Genomic DNA, 14,788 nt, shown 5'->3' with positions numbered 1-14,788 from the left:
ATCTTTTCTGACAACATTGAGGGACGCCCATTTAAACGTCCAAGAAGGCCGAGCATGACGAAATGGATACGCAACATCTGGGAAGAGGTCGCGCGACCGTTATTCCAGCGCCCGAACCGGGTGCAGGTTGCGGCGCTATGCACGCGGGGCACAGAGACCGGCGATGATGTATTACTGATCACAAGCCGCGGAACCGGACGTTGGATTATTCCCAAAGGCTGGCCCATTGATGGCCTTAACGGCCCCGAGACTGCGTTGCAGGAAGCATGGGAGGAAGCTGGCGTTCAGGCGACGGATGTACCGAAGGAACCGATCGGCCAATACTCTTATGACAAGACATTGAACGACGGCACGGCGCAGCATGTGGTCACCAGCGTATATCGTGTTCAGGTGACGAATCTGGCCGACGACTATCCTGAGGCCAATCAGCGCGAACGCTGCTGGGTTTCGCCCAAAGTGGCGGCTGGACGGGTGCAGGAGCCTGAATTGCGCGATCTGCTGCTGCAAATGTAACAATTACGTATATTTCTCATGACAAAGGTTGCCGCTTTCGACGGAACAGGGTAGCGGCGGGCGTCAAATCGAACGGCCTGTGAAAACCGATGTCTGATCTACCACCCAAAGCTCGCTGGCACGCGCTCGACAGCGACCTCCACCGCATTTCTCGTCTTGAGTATGCCAATGCACATGTGGCGCGCCCGCTGCTGGCGCCCGGTATCGCGCTCGTCTTTATCGCTCTGGCAGGTTTGGCCGCCGCAGTTATGTTTGGTCGCGCCGATGGCGGATTAATCGTTGTCGCCGCTGCAGCCTTCGGGGCCTATATGGCGATCAACATCGGGGCCAACGACGTCGCCAACAACATGGGACCGGCGGTTGGTGCAAATGCACTGACAATGGGGGGCGCGATTCTGATCGCCGCAATTGCCGAAAGTGCTGGCGCATTGCTCGCGGGTGGAGACGTGGTTTCGACCATCTCCAAAGGGATCATCGATCCAATGTCGGTGCAAAACAGTGATGTCTTCATTTGGGCGATGATGGCCGCACTGATATCTTCCGCGTTGTGGGTAAACCTAGCCACCTGGGTGGGCGCGCCTGTTTCAACCACGCATTCGGTCGTAGGGGGCGTTATGGGCGCCGGCATTGCTGCTGCCGGGCTTGGTGCCGTAAGCTGGGGCACGATGAGCGCAATTGCCGCGAGCTGGGTTATCTCACCCGTGTTGGGTGGCGTGATCGCTGCGGGATTTCTGGCGCTGATCAAACACAAGATTCAATACCAGGACGATAAAATCGCAGCTGCACGTCGCTGGGTTCCCATTCTGGTCGCCGTGATGGCCGGGGCTTTTGCCACCTACCTTTCGGTCAAGGGCCTGAAACGCATCGTCAAAATCGATATTGAGTTCGCCCTGCTGATCGGGCTGGCCTCGGGCGGATTGATCTGGGCCGCGACCGTGCCTTGGGTGCGACGGAAATCCGAAGGCCTTGAGAACAGAACCCGGTCGTTGAAAACGCTGTTTGGTTTGCCATTGGTGATCTCCGCAGGGTTTTTGAGCTTCGCCCATGGCGCAAACGATGTGGCCAATGCGGTGGGCCCGCTGGCCGCGATCGTCCATGCCGCCGAATTCGGAGATTTTGCATCGAAAGTGTCAATCCCGACATGGGTCATGGTAATCGGAGCCTTTGGCATCTCTTTCGGTTTGTTCCTGTTTGGGCCCAAGCTGATCCGCATGGTAGGCAGCCAGATCACCAAATTGAACCCGATGCGCGCGTTCTGTGTTGCGCTTTCAGCAGCGATTACAGTTATCGTAGCCAGTTGGCTGGGCTTACCCGTCAGCTCAACCCATATCGCAGTTGGGGCCGTGTTTGGCGTGGGGTTCTATCGGGAATGGCATGCAGAACGGCGCTGGAAATATTCGAACCTGCAACGACCCGCTGAACTGCGTCTTGCACGGGAAGAACGTCGGCGGCGTAAGTTGGTACGGCGATCCCATTTTATGACGATCGTAGCTGCGTGGGTAATTACGGTTCCTGCAGCCGCAGCCCTGTCGGCAGTTATCTTCTGGCTACTGACCGCATTTGGTTGATCGGGGGTATTACCTGATCGACCGCAAGTGGCCCGCGCGGTGCTTGATGAATAAGGCCGCAGATGTGGCTGTTGATCGGGGTTGGAATCGCGTGAATTTGCCCGAGCTTGATGATTTCGCCTTGCAGACTGTCGATTTCGGTCGGGCGACCCTCCATCAGATCGTAGGCCATCGAGGTACGCGCGTTGGGGTCGATGGTAAGCATCTTTGCTGCAATCCGCGAAAAGATTGGTGTTGGCAACCGCAGTAGATGCGGGGTCGTCCATGCTGGCAGTGGCGTCGTTGAGGCGACTTCGTTTCCCGCGGCTTTCAAAACGCGCAAAGCCTCGGCCATTTGATCGGCCATCAAGCAACGCCAGCTTCGATCAAGCAGTTGGTTTTGCAGGGTCAGACCTGATAACGCGTTCAGTGCATTGTTGAGATTGATCACCAGTTTGCCCCATTGCACCGCCTCGATCCGGTCGCTTTCGGTGACGGGCAAATCCGGGGCGCTGAGATGTCGGGCGAGATCACCCGGACCTTGTTCGATGACGATATCGCCGGAAGTGGCGCGATGATAGGACGCGGTATTGGTTGGCACCACATTAAAGGGCACCATTCCGGCCCGCACGTCGCGGCCGTCAAGGACCGCACGTAGTCCGCGGGCGTTTTCCAGCCCGTTTTGCCAGGACAGAACCGGGGCATTCGCCGGCGCGTGCGCCGCAATCAACGCTGCCATCTCGGCTGTTGCGCCGGATTTAACCGTGACGATGACCAATTCAGCGCCCACTAGACAGGCGGGATCTTCGCTGAGCATCAATTTCGCGGTGGGCACATGGCAGTCCAGATCTGCGAAATCGGTGACGGTCAGTCCCTGATCGCGGATCGGCTGCAGCACGCGGGCGCGGCCCAGCAGCGTGACTGCGTGGCCCGCATCTGCCAACAATGCACCGCAATAACAGCCTATGCTGCCTGCGCCCGCGATGACGATTCTCATTGAACTCCTCCGCTGTGGCCCAATGATCACCGGGATGGTTCAGTGGCGCCAGAGTGACGTCAAGTCATACACGCGCCAACCGTGGCCGGGTACGTTCAAGCTCGTCTGGGATGGTAATGAACTCCTGATCGTCTCCGGGCGGAAGATGGAACGCACCGTTGGCCCAGTCGGCGGTGTTCCATTCGCGCGTTGCGGTTTCGATCTTTTCCTTTGAGGACGAGACGAAATTCCACCAGATGTAGCGATCCTCGCTCAGGGTTGCGCCGCCCAGCAGCATCAATCGCGCACCCAAAGGCCCCGCCCTGACCGAGAGCTTGTCACCGGGCCTAAACACCATCATACGCCCTTCGTCAAAGGTATCACCGGCTACCTCGACCGAGCCTTGCGTGACATAAACACCCCGATCCTCGTGATCGTCGGGCAATGGGAAAGATGCGCCGGGGTCCAGTTGCACGTCGACATAGAAGGTCTCGGACAACATGGTCACCGGGCTGGTTTCACCATAGGCGGCACCAAGGATCAGGCGAGCGCTGACACCCTTGTCTTCGATATGGGGCAGCGCGCCCTGCTTGTGATGCTCGAAGTCAGGGGCCATGTCCTCATGGGCTTCTGGCAGCGCGAGCCAGGTCTGGATGCCGAACAGGTTGTGACGATTGCCGCGCGTTTCTGCGCTCGTGCGTTCGGAATGAGTTATACCACGGCCCGCGACCATCCAGTTGACCTCACCGGGGTGAATCATCTGATGGGTGCCGAGGCTGTCGCGATGTTCGAACTCTCCCTGATACAGATAGGTTACGGTGCCCAGCCCGATATGAGGATGCGGGCGAACATCAATGCCACCCTCGGTGATGAATTCGGCAGGACCCATCTGGTCAAAGAAGATGAATGGGCCAACGAGCTGACGCTTGACCGAGGGCAGCGCGCGGCGCACCTCGAACCCGCCGAGATCTCGGGCACGTGGGATGATCAAGGTTTCGAGAGCATCTTTTTCGGAGGCGCATTCGGGGTTATGGGTGGGGTTCCAACTCATTCCTGATCTCCGTTTTTTCGGTCCCATAAGACGCGTTCATGTTTGCCAATGCTGAATGTATTGGAAAAATATCGCAAGAAAAGTGCATTTTCGCACAATGATCGTGAAGTCCTTGGAACGACTTGCGGTTACTCACCAAGGCGTGGAACGGAGCACCTGAAGCTCACCTTCGCCGACTCTCGGAATCATAAACAATCGTGCTATCCTTAGAAATCGGGTGTCGCCGGATCAGGGAAGCCGGTCAAAGACGAGGTTCAGCCGACAGGAGTGGATGCAATGACTCGACTCGAAATCAATCGCCGTAAGTTAATTGCGACAGGGGTTGGCACAATTGTAGCCGGTTTGACCGGCGTAATCACACCTGCGCACGCCTCTGGTCTTGCGCCGACACCGTCGATGCGGGGCGGGTCGAACAATTATCGACCCGGCGCGCCGATCGTGGAGCGAATCGGCGGTGGCGGGTTTTGGATGACCGGCACCGTGCGGCGTGCGGGTGACGGAGCCCCCCTGCCCGGTCAACGCATCCAGATCTGGGCCCATACAACCGAAGGGCATGAACGCGATCAGCGCAGCCATGGGGCGACACTCACCGATGCGAACGGAGAGTTCCGGTTGGAAATGCCTCAGATTGTGCCCGCCTTTGGTCAACCACACGGGCATTTGGCCTATGACAGCGGTGAATTTGAGACGGTATTCCTGCGCCCAGTGATGTCGAGCGCGAAGGACAAGACCCTTGCCGCACATTTTGTCTTGCAGCCTGTCTGACGGGTGTTAAGGCAAGCTGCGATCTGGGCGGCATTGGTTGCCACACTTCTTATACCGGTCATAGCAGCGGCTTTCAGCCCGTATCTGGCGTGGCGTGAGCCGATTTACATCCTCGCCGGTTTTGCGGGCATCATCGGGATGTGCCTTCTTCTGCTGCAACCCTTGTTGGCCGGGCGTTGGTTGCCCGGGCTTTCTCCGGTTAACAGTCGCCATTGGCACAGGCGGTGTGGCTTGGTCCTTGTCGTAAGCATTGTGATCCATGTGATCGGCTTGTGGATCACAAGCCCGCCTGACGTCGTGGACGCATTGCTTTTTGTGTCTGCAACACCTTTTTCAACATGGGGAGTCACCGCCATGTGGGCGGGTTTTGCGGCAGCGGCAATGGGGGTTTTACGGCAACGACTAAGCTTGCGGTTTCGGGTCTGGCGCATGGGCCATGCAGGGTTGGCCATAGTGACGATTCTAGGTAGCGTCATTCACGCACTGCTGATTGAGGGCACGATGGAGATCATGACCAAGTTCGCATTGTGCGTTCTGGTGGTTCTGGCGAGCCTCGCAACGCTTGTCAGATTGCGGGTTTGGGATGTGAAACAGCGCGCCTAGACGCCGCATGCGCGTGCCGGGGTTGCATCAGGCTGATAGGCGCTTGGCATATGTGGTGCGGTTCATTTCGACATCTTGCACGGTGATGCTGCCGACCGTGGGCGCAGCCTCGGCCAGAACATTCATGATGATAGCATTCAACTCGGCTCGCGTCGCCTCATCCCGGCCCTGCATCAGCAAAAGCATGGCATGGATGAAGGTCTGCGGTTCGGTCCCAATATGAGAAAACGGAACCGGGGTGGCGCGGATTTTGAGCGTTGGCGGGTCAAACTCTTCATGCCCGGCGAGAACGGTGTAAAGCTGTTCGCAGATGGTTTGAAAATCATGAGACTGTTCAAGACCAGCAGAAAATTCGAGAGTGACGTGCGGCATGGGAAGCTCCGTGATTTGAGAGAGCCATGTGGCTCTCTCGGTACTTTCTGTGAATCTCAGACGCCCAGGCACCAGCGCATGACCGCCTTTTGCGCATGCAGACGGTTCTCGGCCTCATCGAAGATCACCGAGTTCGGGCCATCCATGACTTCTGAGGTGGCCTCCTCCTCGCGGTGGGCGGGCAGACAGTGCATAAACAGCGCGTCGGGTTTGGCATGCGCCATCAGCTCGGCGTTGACCTGATAGGGGCGTAGCATGTTGTGGCGGCGCTCCTTGGCGGACTGGCTGTCGTGCATCGACACCCAGGTATCGGCGACCACCAGATCGGCGCCCTCAACCGCTTTGTGCGGGTCCCGTTCGATCACGACCTTCGAGCCCTGCTGGCGGGCGAGCCCCATGAACTCTTCTTCCGGGTCTAGCTGGGCCGGGCCGGTGAAGGTGAAATCGAACCCGAATTGACCGGCAGCATGCAGGAAAGAGGCGCAGACATTGTTGCCATCACCAGTCCAGACGACCTTTTTGCCTTTGATCGGACCGCGATGTTCCTCGAAAGTCAGCACGTCGGCCATGATCTGGCAGGGATGGGTGCGGTCGGTCAGGCCGTTGATCACGGGCACGTCCGAATATTCCGCCATCTCGGTCAGGATGGTTTCATCAAAGGTCCGGATCATGATCATGTCGACATAGCGCGACAGCACGCGGGCCGTGTCGGCAATGGTTTCGCCGTGACCCAGCTGCATGTCCTTGCCCGACAGCACCATGGTCTGCCCGCCCATCTGGCGCACGCCCACGTCAAAGGATACGCGGGTGCGGGTTGAGGGCTTTTCGAAGATCAGAGCCACCATGCGATCCTTCAGCGGCTGCTCATCATCCGGCGCGGCTTTGGGACGGCCAAGACGGGCCTGTTTCATGGCACCAGCCTGATCGATCATGCCCCGCAAGGCGGTTGCGTCGGTTTTGTGGATATCAAGGAAGTGGTTCATTTTATTTCGCTTTTCAATCAGGCACATTCAGGCCGAAGCCATTGCGTTTTCAACTTGCGCCGCAGCCTTGTCGAGGCGGATCATGGCCTGGGCGATATCATCCTCAGTCAGGGTTAGCGGAGGCAGCAAGCGGATCACATTGTCGGCAGCAGGAACGGTGATGACCTCATTGTCATAGCCTGCGTTGACCACGTCGATATTGGTCGGCTTGCATTTCAGACCGAGCATCAGACCGGAACCGCGCACCTCTTCGAACACCTCGGGGTGATCGGCGATCAGGCCTTCGAGTTTCTGGCGCAACAGGCCTGCCTTGCGGTTGACACCTTCGAGGAAAGCGGGTGTCGCGACCTGATCGATTACTGCGCAGCCGACGGCGCAACCGAGGGGATTGCCCCCATAGGTCGATCCGTGGGTGCCTGCGGTCATGCCGCTGGCGGCCTCTTCAGTGGCCAGAACAGCACCCAGAGGAAAGCCGCCGCCGATACCCTTGGCGACCATCATGATATCCGGTGTGATACCGGCCCATTCATGGGCGAAAAGCTTGCCGGTGCGGCCCACGCCACACTGAACTTCGTCGAGGATTAGCAAGAGGCCGTTGTCATCGCAAATCTGGCGCAGAGCCTTAAGCTCGGCGTCGGGGACTGGGCGAATGCCGCCTTCGCCCTGAACCGGCTCGATCAGGATCGCGGCAGTATTTTCGTTGATCGCATTGGTGACGCCATCGAGATCTCCGAATGTCAGGTGCACGAAGCCGGGCAGCAGCGGGCCAAAGCCTTTGGTCATCTTCTCAGACCCTGCGGCGGCGATGCCTGCTGAGGAACGGCCGTGGAATGAGCCATCGAAGGTGATGATCTCGACCTTTTCGGCCTGACCTTTGTCATAGAAATACTTGCGAGCCATTTTCACAGCCAGTTCGCAGGATTCCGTGCCCGAATTGGTGAAGAACACCGTGTCGGCAAAGGTATGTTCGACCAGTTTGTCCGCCAACGCCTGCTGCTGCGGGATGTTGTAGAGGTTCGAGACATGCCACAGCGCATGCGCCTGCTCGGTCAGCGCGGCCACCAGCGCTGGATGCGCATGGCCCAGCGCGTTCACCGCGATGCCCGCGCCAAGGTCCAGAAAACGTCGGCCATCCGCCTCGGTCAGCCAGGCGCCTTCGCCCTTCACAAATGTCAGGGGCGCACGATTATAAGTCGGCAGAACGGACGGGATCATCGGATCATCCTTTTCGAATAGGTTGAGCCCTGTGAGTGATACACTGGGGCCATGGTCGTCAACTGATTTGGTGGGGATTGCGCGGATTTAGACAGCGCAAATAGATCAAACGGGCCGGTTACGCGGTAGAGCGCCGGCGTCGGAGGCGCAGGATATGTGCGGCTTTGATCATGGCGGGTCGTATAGCGGTGTACGTTTAGTCTGAAAACCCCGTTTTTGCGAATAAGGCAAAAATCATTCTGAGACCGGGATTTGCTGCTTGCCATTTGTCCTGCGCTAACGCACGGGTGGGCCATGACTCCGATACGCCAGAACCCTGCCCTTGCGGCCCTGTTGATTCTTGTGGCCAGCGCCATTCTGGCAGGCACCACATTACTAGCCAAGGCGCTGGGCACAGATGTTCTTGGGCCTGCGCTGAATCCAATGCAGATTAGCCACGGGCGGTTCTTGTTCGCCTTTCTGGTGATCGTCACGACCGTAGGATTCCTGCGCCCGCGCCTCGGGCGTGTCCATTGGGGCCTTCATGTCGGGCGGACGAGTTTTGGCTGGCTTGGGATTACGTTGATGTTCGCCTCGGTTGCGTCCATCCCTATTGCGGATGCGACGGCAATATCCTTCCTGAACCCGGTCTTTGCGATGGTGCTGGCGATCCCGCTGCTGAAAGAAGGCGTCGGTCCGTGGCGCTGGATGGCAGCCATTGTAGCGCTGATCGGTGCACTGGTACTGTTGCGCCCAACACCCGCGAGTTTTCAACCCGCCGCCTTGCTAGCCTTAACCGCGGCAGCAGTGATTGGGATGGAGCTGATTTTCATCAATAAACTCTCTGGCCGCGAAATTCCAATTCAGATCTTGCTGGTCAACAATGCGATGGGGCTGACCATTGCAACGGTTGCGGTCAGCTTTGTGTTCCAAATGCCGACCCCGCAGCAATGGGCGGCCTTGGCGGCGATCGGCGTGTTGATGGCCTGCGCTCAGGCCTGTTTCGTCAACGGAATGGCGCGGGCGGATGCGTCCTTTGTGGCGCCGATCAGCTATGCCACGCTGATATTCGCCGCGTTTTATGATTTCGCTGTGTTTCAGGTTGTCCCGGACAGCGTCAGCATGATCGGATCGGCCATCGTCCTAACTGGTGGCCTAATCCTGGTCTGGCGTGAGGCGCGACAGCGTCAGGCCTTGAGCCGATAGCCGGTACGCAACATTTGCCAGGTCAGCGCGCCAACCAGCAAAGTCGCGCTCGTGCAAATCAACATCCCCAGCCAAGGCGAACTGTCAGAGACACCAATCATGCCATATCGCAACCCGTCGATCAGGTAGAAGACCGGGTTCACATGGCTGAGCCGGTTCAGCACCGGCGGCAGGGCCTCGACCGAATAGAAAGTGCCCGACAGGAAGGCCAGTGGCGTGACGATAAAGTTAGTAATCGCAGCCATCTGATCGAACTTATTGGCAAATATGCCGGCAAAAAGGCCCAGAGCGCCCATGAAAGCCCCGCCCAGAACCACGAAGGTCAGTGCGATCAACGGGTTTTTCGGCACGATACCCAGAACCAGCGCCATTGCAGTTGCAACGACAAGGGCGATCAGGATACCGCGAACGATGCCGCCAGCCAGATAACCCAGCAGGATTTCCAGCGGTGACAGCGGCGGCATCAGCGTATCCACGATATTGCCCTGCACCTTGGCGATCACCATCGAGGACGAAGTATTGGCAAAGGCGTTCTGGATCACCGTCATCATCATGATGCCGGGGGCCAGAAAGGTCAGGAACGGCACCCCCATCACGTCAGACCGGCTGGGGCCGATGGCAATGTTGAAGATCAGCAGGAATAAACCGGCAGTCACCAGCGGGGCTAGTAAGGTCTGCGTCCACACCGCCAAAAACCGCAGGGTTTCGCGCTGCGCCAGCGTATAGAGGCCCATCCAATTCACCGCGCCAAAGCGGCGCGCGTCCTGATCCATGAGATTCTGCATGTCTGCCCCATACCTGATTCGAAGACCGCTTGTAACTCGGGCCGCAGTGTTTAGAATAGGGGGCTGAGACGAATTCCCAAGGCGGCCCGAATCCGGGGCCGCTTTCCGCTTTTGAAAGGCAAATGATGTCCTGGACTGACGAGCGTGTAGAGCTGCTGAAAAAGATGTGGGGCGAGGGCCAGTCGGCCAGCCAGATCGCCAAGGAACTGGGCGGCGTGACCCGCAACGCGGTGATCGGTAAGGTTCACCGTCTGGGTCTGTCGAACCGTGCAACCGGCGCCAGCCCGGCAAAGACCGAGCCCAAGGAAAAACCGGCGCCCGCGCCCAAGGCCGAGGCCAAGCCAAAACCGGCACCCAAAACAGAACCGGCCCGCCCGGCGCCTGCTCCGGAAGCGAAACCCGCTATCCCTGCTCGCCGCCAAATCATTCCGGCCGGTCAGCCGTTGCCACCGCAGCCCTCAGCGAACGAGATCAGCCCCGAGGCGCTGGCGAAGGTCAACGAGGTTGAGAAGAAAGCCAAGAAGCTGACCTTGATGGAGCTGACCGAGAAAACCTGCAAATGGCCCGTCGGCGACCCCGCGACCGAGGATTTCTGGTTCTGCGGCCTGCCAGTTGAGGCGGGCAAACCTTATTGCGAGGCGCATGTGGGCGTGGCGTTCCAGCCGATGAGCTCGCGTCGGGATCGTCGGCGGTAATATCCGATGCGCCAGAATCCGACAGCGATGGAGGATATCTGGCTGACCCGAGCAAAGCGGCTTTTGGCGCTGGCTGAAACCGGCCAGCACTTTACCAAGGACCCGTTTGAGCGCGAGCGCTACGACGAGATCGCAAGTATGGCCTGCGAAATGTTGGCTGATCTGGGTCGCGTTCCTCTAGCACATATTGACGGGCTGATCACGGAGCACTCTGGTGGGTATGCGACACCCAGTGTCGACGTTCGGGGTGCGATTATCCGGAATGATCGTATTCTGCTGGTGCGCGAGCGCCGAGACGGGAGATGGACGATGCCCGGTGGATTTGCGGATATCGGAAGCTCTCCGGCGGAAAACATTGAGCGCGAGGTTTGGGAAGAAGCCGGGCTGCGTGTGAAAGCGGATCGCATCTTTGCCCTGCGGCACAAAGCGCGCCATCCATATCCTCCAAGTCCAAAGGATTTTTATAAGATTTTCTTTCTGTGCACACAGATTGACGAGGCAGACCCAGCATCTGGATTAGAAACAGATGATGTTGATTACTTTGCCGAGGGAGCGTTGCCGCAACTATCACTGAACAGGGTAATTTCTGCGGATATCACCGAAGCCTTCAAGGCGCATCGGAACAAGACGCAGCAGGCAATTTTCGATTAGTGCTGTGCTTTACTGCGCCGGATGCGATGGCAAATTCGGCATCGGCACCCATCGGGGCAGTTCATCGGGTGAGACCGAAACATGCAGCTTCTCTGACCGGTCACGTCCCACTCTGCGATGCTTACGCAGCAAGAAAATCTTGCCCCAGCCGCGCCACGTGCCGACCGAACGGGCGTGGGGGTCGGTGGGGAAACGGTCGCGCCACCCTTCGGGCAGGGGCAGGCCGTGCAGCTCGGCCTTGTCCAGCATCCAAATCAGCGAGATGTTGCTGAGGGGGCGGGCCTCCTCAAAACCGTTCAGCTGACCTCCGACATCGCCGTGGGTGCCGCGGAACCAGACCTGCTCGATATGGCCCTTAAAATCGGGGGTACATTTCCACAATACCGGCTCGAACACCTCGCGAGTCTCGTCCAGACCCATGGCGTGATAACCGTGGCGGGTGGCGGGGCCAAGCCGGTGGTTGTGGAAGGCGTGGCGTTCCTCGGCCCAGCGCCAGAGCAGCGGCAGGCGCAGGCCCAGCGCTTTGACCGTATCCCAGACACCGACCATCTCGATGGCGACATCCTCGTGACAGAAGGCTTGCCGGAATTCAGCCGCCGCCTTGCCGTTGGCGGTGCATTCGTAATGTCGGTAGGCCTGCTTGATATTGCGAACCGTGGCGTGTTCGGCCTTGAGCAGCCCGATCGCGTCAATCACGCCCGCAAGGCTGCGCACCCCGTAAGCGCCGCGTGAATAGCCGATGAAAAAGATCTTGTCGCCGGGCTTATAGCGAGATGCGAGGTAGCCGTAGGCGCGGCGGATCTGGCGATTGATGCCCCGGCCCATCATCACATCCATAGTGGACTTCCAGCTTTCCCACTGCACACCTGATTCGTAGAAGACCGAAACCTTACTGCCCATCTCGCAGCACAGACGCAGAGTCTGGCCGGCGTGAGTTTCATAACCCGGTACAAGTGTCGACATGGTGCCATCAAGGATGATGACATGGCTGATCGGTTCGCGATGGCGTGTTTCGGCCGAGTGCTCGGACCGCAGAGGCCGCCCGAGCCATCCCAGTACCTTTCTACTCAGCCGCGACAGAACCATGCGTCAACAATTCCCAAACTCTATGAGGTGTGAAAGGCATATCCGCCTGCCGCACACCGTGATCCCAGAGCGCATCCTGAACCGCGTTTGCCACAGCGGCCAATGCGCCCACGGTGCCGGCCTCGCCACAGCCTTTCATCCCCATCGGGTTGGCGGTTGATGGAATTGGCACCGAGATAAACTCTATCATGGGTATCCCCGCCGCACGGGGCAAGGAGTAGTCCATGAACGATGCCGTGAGCAGTTGCCCCTCGGCATCATGCACAACATGTTCATTCAGCGCCTGACCGATGCCCTGCACCACTCCTCCATGCACTTGCCCTTCGGCGAGCATCGGATTGATAAGGTTACCGAAATCATCCACGACCGTGTAGCGATCGACCCATGTTTCACCAGTGAAAGAATCAATAACAACTTCAGCAACATGTGCGCCGTTGGGATAGCTGCGCGCCTCTAACTTGGCGCGCGCCTCGTGTTGCAACAGATCGGTGCGCCCGTCTGCGCGCGCCATCTCAGCCGCCTCGGTCAGCGTGGGGGTCAGGTTGGACCCCGGCGCGCGGAAGGTTTCATGGTCGAAGGTCACATCGCTTTCCTCGACCCCCATCTTATCCGCAAGATAGGGCGTGAATGCGGCAATCATCGTATCAACCGTCACCAGTGTCGCGTTGCTTTGGGTCGTGACCGAGCGTGACCCGCCAGTCCCGCCACCTTGCGCCAGCCTGTCCGTGTCGCCTTGCACAACATTGATCAGGTGCGCCGGAATGCCCGTTTGATCTGACAGGAACTGGGCATAGACTGTTTCATGCCCCTGCCCGTTGGACTGCGTGCCGACATAGAGGTTCACCGTTCCATCCTCGCAAAACTCGACCTTTGCCCCCTCGGAAGGATCCCCCAAAATACTTTCGATATAGTAACAAAGCCCCTGCCCCCGGATCAGGCCGTTTTCGGCATCCGCCGCCTTGCGGGCCTCAAAGCCGGTGGTCTGCTCGGCGGCGCGGCTGAGGACCATGTCGAACTCACCCACATCATAGGTTTCACCGGTTGCGGTCTTGTAGGGGAAAGCCTCGGGCCGAATGAAGTTCTTGCGCCGCAGTTCCCACGGGTCGACGCCCAACTCACGCGCAGCACGGTCCATGGCGCGTTCCAGCACATAGATCGCCTCGGGTCGACCTGCGCCGCGGTAGGCATCAACCTGCGTGGTATTGGTGTAGAAGCCCTCGACCCGCAAATAGGTGGTTTGCACATCGTAGACGCCCATCAGAACGCGGCTGAACAATTGGGTTTGGATGGCCTGCGCGAAGTGGCTGTTATAGGCACCAAGGTTGATCTTGCTGTGGACCCGGTATGCGGTGATCTTGTGATCCGCATCAAATGCAAGTTCCGCCAGCGAGGTCAGGTCACGGCCATGTTGATCGGACAGCATCGCTTCGGACCGGTCCGACATCCAGTGAACGGGCTGGCCCAGTTTCATAGCAGCTACAGCAATGGTGAAATATTCGGGATAAGGCATCGCCTTCATACCGAACCCGCCGCCGACATCGGGTGTGGTGACGCGGATCGCCTCGGGATCCAGTTTCAACTTATGTGCCAGTTGCGCTTTCATCCCCCAGACGCCCTGCCCGCCATAGGAGAAATGCAAACGGCCATCTGACCAATCGGCCTGACAGCCGCGCGGTTCGATCGAACTCACAATGACCCGGTTGTCATGAACGCTCAGCGCAACGCTATGCGCTGCTGCCTGAAAGGCCACATTGGTCGCCTCTTCATCACCCAACCCCCAGTCAAAGGCGCGGTTGTCGGGGGCTTGTGGATGCAAAGGTTCCCCACCCGCAGCGACATCCGTCTTGACCGGCAGGTCTTCGGTTTCCATCCAGATCAATTCGACTGCATCGCGCGCCTGCAACAATGAGTCGGCAATGACGACCGCAACGGGTTCCCCGACGAAACGCACGCGATCCTTGGCCAACATGTTCCGTTCGGACGCTGCGCCTTGAGTGCCGTCGCGGTTGGCAACCGTCGTGGCATTCATCACTGTATCGATCCCGGCATCGGTCAGATGCTCGAGTGCCATAACCAGACGCACCCCATCAGCCGCACGCGCCTCTTCAAGGTCCAGCGCAGTTATCGTGGCATGCGCCACAGAGCTTCGAAAGAAAGCAGCAAACAGGGCATTCTCGGGCACCGCATCATCCATGTACCGCCCCTGCCCGGTCAGAAACCGCTGATCTTCGGTTCGTTTGACGGGCTGGCTTTTGCCGAATTTTTCCATGGGATGATCCTTTGGCTGCCTGAATGCGCGACCCTAGCGTGAAGCTGCTCCTTGTCCAGAGGCTGAAAATTTCCCTGCGCGCGGTCTGAAAG

The 14,788-nt window shown here is 58.7% G+C and carries 15 protein-coding genes; 7 read left to right on the top strand and 8 right to left on the bottom strand.

Going from position 1 to position 14,788, the window contains the following annotated elements:
• Positions 1-54: 54 nt before the first annotated feature.
• Both ACR3EJ_RS08900 and ACR3EJ_RS08895 read left to right on the top strand, forming a co-directional pair.
• Positions 55-513 (top strand): NUDIX hydrolase, encoded by a 459-nt coding sequence (locus ACR3EJ_RS08900; protein ID WP_170541471.1) that lies wholly within the window; start codon positions 55-57, stop codon positions 511-513.
• Between the two features lie 89 nt (positions 514-602).
• Entirely contained in the window at positions 603-2,081 is a 1,479-nt protein-coding gene (locus ACR3EJ_RS08895) for an inorganic phosphate transporter (RefSeq protein WP_170541473.1), read from the top strand.
• Here the strand turns inward: ACR3EJ_RS08895 and ACR3EJ_RS08890 are convergent.
• Entirely contained in the window at positions 2,050-3,057 is a 1,008-nt protein-coding gene (locus ACR3EJ_RS08890) for a 2-dehydropantoate 2-reductase (protein ID WP_170703343.1), read from the bottom strand. The genes ACR3EJ_RS08895 and ACR3EJ_RS08890 overlap by 32 nt on opposite strands.
• A 64-nt stretch (positions 3,058-3,121) precedes the next feature.
• Positions 3,122-4,087, bottom strand: coding sequence for a pirin family protein (locus tag ACR3EJ_RS08885; RefSeq protein ID WP_170541479.1), 966 nt, complete (start codon positions 4,085-4,087; stop codon positions 3,122-3,124).
• 276 nt (positions 4,088-4,363) lie between these two features.
• Between ACR3EJ_RS08885 and ACR3EJ_RS08880 the strand changes: the two genes are divergently transcribed.
• On the top strand, positions 4,364-4,852 hold the full coding sequence (locus ACR3EJ_RS08880) for a peptidase associated/transthyretin-like domain-containing protein (protein WP_170541482.1): 489 nt from the start codon (positions 4,364-4,366) through the stop codon (positions 4,850-4,852).
• Between the two features lie 33 nt (positions 4,853-4,885).
• A complete protein-coding gene (locus ACR3EJ_RS08875) occupies positions 4,886-5,455 on the top strand; it encodes a ferric reductase-like transmembrane domain-containing protein (RefSeq protein ID WP_480422918.1) in 570 nt (189 codons plus the stop codon).
• A gap of 27 nt (positions 5,456-5,482) precedes the next feature.
• Here ACR3EJ_RS08875 and ACR3EJ_RS08870 read toward each other — a convergent pair whose 3' ends face one another.
• Genes ACR3EJ_RS08870 through ACR3EJ_RS08860 form a run of 3 tightly spaced genes read right to left on the bottom strand, consistent with a single transcriptional unit; the run spans position 5,483 to position 8,025 of the window.
• Positions 5,483-5,827, bottom strand: a complete 345-nt coding sequence (locus ACR3EJ_RS08870; protein WP_170541488.1) for a 5-carboxymethyl-2-hydroxymuconate Delta-isomerase — start codon at positions 5,825-5,827, stop codon at positions 5,483-5,485.
• A 56-nt stretch (positions 5,828-5,883) separates the two neighbouring features.
• A complete protein-coding gene (gene argF / locus ACR3EJ_RS08865) occupies positions 5,884-6,810 on the bottom strand; it encodes an ornithine carbamoyltransferase (protein WP_010441714.1) in 927 nt (308 codons plus the stop codon).
• A 27-nt stretch (positions 6,811-6,837) separates the two neighbouring features.
• Positions 6,838-8,025: an aspartate aminotransferase family protein gene (locus ACR3EJ_RS08860; protein ID WP_170541491.1), complete on the bottom strand. Its 1,188-nt coding sequence runs from the start codon at positions 8,023-8,025 to the stop codon at positions 6,838-6,840.
• A gap of 294 nt (positions 8,026-8,319) precedes the next feature.
• Between ACR3EJ_RS08860 and ACR3EJ_RS08855 the strand changes: the two genes are divergently transcribed.
• Positions 8,320-9,210 (top strand): DMT family transporter, encoded by an 891-nt coding sequence (locus tag ACR3EJ_RS08855; RefSeq protein WP_170541495.1) that lies wholly within the window; start codon positions 8,320-8,322, stop codon positions 9,208-9,210.
• Here the strand turns inward: ACR3EJ_RS08855 and ACR3EJ_RS08850 are convergent.
• Positions 9,192-9,995, bottom strand: a complete 804-nt coding sequence (locus ACR3EJ_RS08850) for an ABC transporter permease (protein ID WP_170541498.1) — start codon at positions 9,993-9,995, stop codon at positions 9,192-9,194. The two genes, ACR3EJ_RS08855 and ACR3EJ_RS08850, sit on opposite strands and share 19 nt — an antisense overlap.
• A 125-nt stretch (positions 9,996-10,120) precedes the next feature.
• Here ACR3EJ_RS08850 and ACR3EJ_RS08845 point away from each other — a divergent pair, with 125 nt between their 5' ends.
• Positions 10,121-10,690, top strand: coding sequence for a GcrA family cell cycle regulator (locus ACR3EJ_RS08845; protein ID WP_170541501.1), 570 nt, complete (start codon positions 10,121-10,123; stop codon positions 10,688-10,690).
• Between the two features lie 6 nt (positions 10,691-10,696).
• On the top strand, positions 10,697-11,341 hold the full coding sequence (locus tag ACR3EJ_RS08840; RefSeq protein WP_480422917.1) for an NUDIX hydrolase: 645 nt from the start codon (positions 10,697-10,699) through the stop codon (positions 11,339-11,341).
• Positions 11,342-11,350: 9 nt separating this feature from the next.
• Here ACR3EJ_RS08840 and ACR3EJ_RS08835 read toward each other — a convergent pair whose 3' ends face one another.
• Together ACR3EJ_RS08835 and ACR3EJ_RS08830 are read right to left on the bottom strand one after the other, a co-directional pair.
• Complete coding sequence (locus ACR3EJ_RS08835) at positions 11,351-12,427, bottom strand: T6SS phospholipase effector Tle1-like catalytic domain-containing protein (protein WP_170541504.1); 1,077 nt, start codon at positions 12,425-12,427, stop codon at positions 11,351-11,353.
• Complete coding sequence (locus ACR3EJ_RS08830) at positions 12,405-14,696, bottom strand: xanthine dehydrogenase family protein molybdopterin-binding subunit (RefSeq protein WP_170541509.1); 2,292 nt, start codon at positions 14,694-14,696, stop codon at positions 12,405-12,407. The genes ACR3EJ_RS08835 and ACR3EJ_RS08830 overlap by 23 nt, the downstream gene beginning before the upstream one ends.
• Positions 14,697-14,788: the final 92 nt, after the last annotated feature.

This window comes from Ruegeria sp. AB11, from assembly GCF_056536325.1.
The sequence above is the reverse complement of the archived record's forward strand: the minus strand, read 5'-3'. Positions and strand labels throughout refer to the sequence as shown.

Excerpts from the sequence above, each read along its gene's own strand:
- ACR3EJ_RS08870 (WP_170541488.1), bottom strand. The coding sequence starts at position 5,827 with ATGCCGCACGTCACTCTCGAATTTTCTGCTGGTCTTGAACAGTCTCAT.
- ACR3EJ_RS08860 (WP_170541491.1), bottom strand. The coding sequence starts at position 8,025 with ATGATCCCGTCCGTTCTGCCGACTTATAATCGTGCGCCCCTGACATTT.
- argF (WP_010441714.1), bottom strand. The coding sequence starts at position 6,810 with ATGAACCACTTCCTTGATATCCACAAAACCGACGCAACCGCCTTGCGG.
- ACR3EJ_RS08895 (WP_170541473.1), top strand. The coding sequence starts at position 603 with ATGTCTGATCTACCACCCAAAGCTCGCTGGCACGCGCTCGACAGCGAC.
- ACR3EJ_RS08830 (WP_170541509.1), bottom strand. The coding sequence starts at position 14,696 with ATGGAAAAATTCGGCAAAAGCCAGCCCGTCAAACGAACCGAAGATCAG.
- ACR3EJ_RS08885 (WP_170541479.1), bottom strand. The coding sequence starts at position 4,087 with ATGAGTTGGAACCCCACCCATAACCCCGAATGCGCCTCCGAAAAAGAT.
- ACR3EJ_RS08835 (WP_170541504.1), bottom strand. The coding sequence starts at position 12,427 with ATGGTTCTGTCGCGGCTGAGTAGAAAGGTACTGGGATGGCTCGGGCGG.
- ACR3EJ_RS08900 (WP_170541471.1), top strand. The coding sequence starts at position 55 with ATGACGAAATGGATACGCAACATCTGGGAAGAGGTCGCGCGACCGTTA.
- ACR3EJ_RS08855 (WP_170541495.1), top strand. The coding sequence starts at position 8,320 with ATGACTCCGATACGCCAGAACCCTGCCCTTGCGGCCCTGTTGATTCTT.
- ACR3EJ_RS08890 (WP_170703343.1), bottom strand. The coding sequence starts at position 3,057 with ATGAGAATCGTCATCGCGGGCGCAGGCAGCATAGGCTGTTATTGCGGT.
- ACR3EJ_RS08880 (WP_170541482.1), top strand. The coding sequence starts at position 4,364 with ATGACTCGACTCGAAATCAATCGCCGTAAGTTAATTGCGACAGGGGTT.
- ACR3EJ_RS08845 (WP_170541501.1), top strand. The coding sequence starts at position 10,121 with ATGTCCTGGACTGACGAGCGTGTAGAGCTGCTGAAAAAGATGTGGGGC.
- ACR3EJ_RS08850 (WP_170541498.1), bottom strand. The coding sequence starts at position 9,995 with ATGCAGAATCTCATGGATCAGGACGCGCGCCGCTTTGGCGCGGTGAAT.
- ACR3EJ_RS08840 (WP_480422917.1), top strand. The coding sequence starts at position 10,697 with ATGCGCCAGAATCCGACAGCGATGGAGGATATCTGGCTGACCCGAGCA.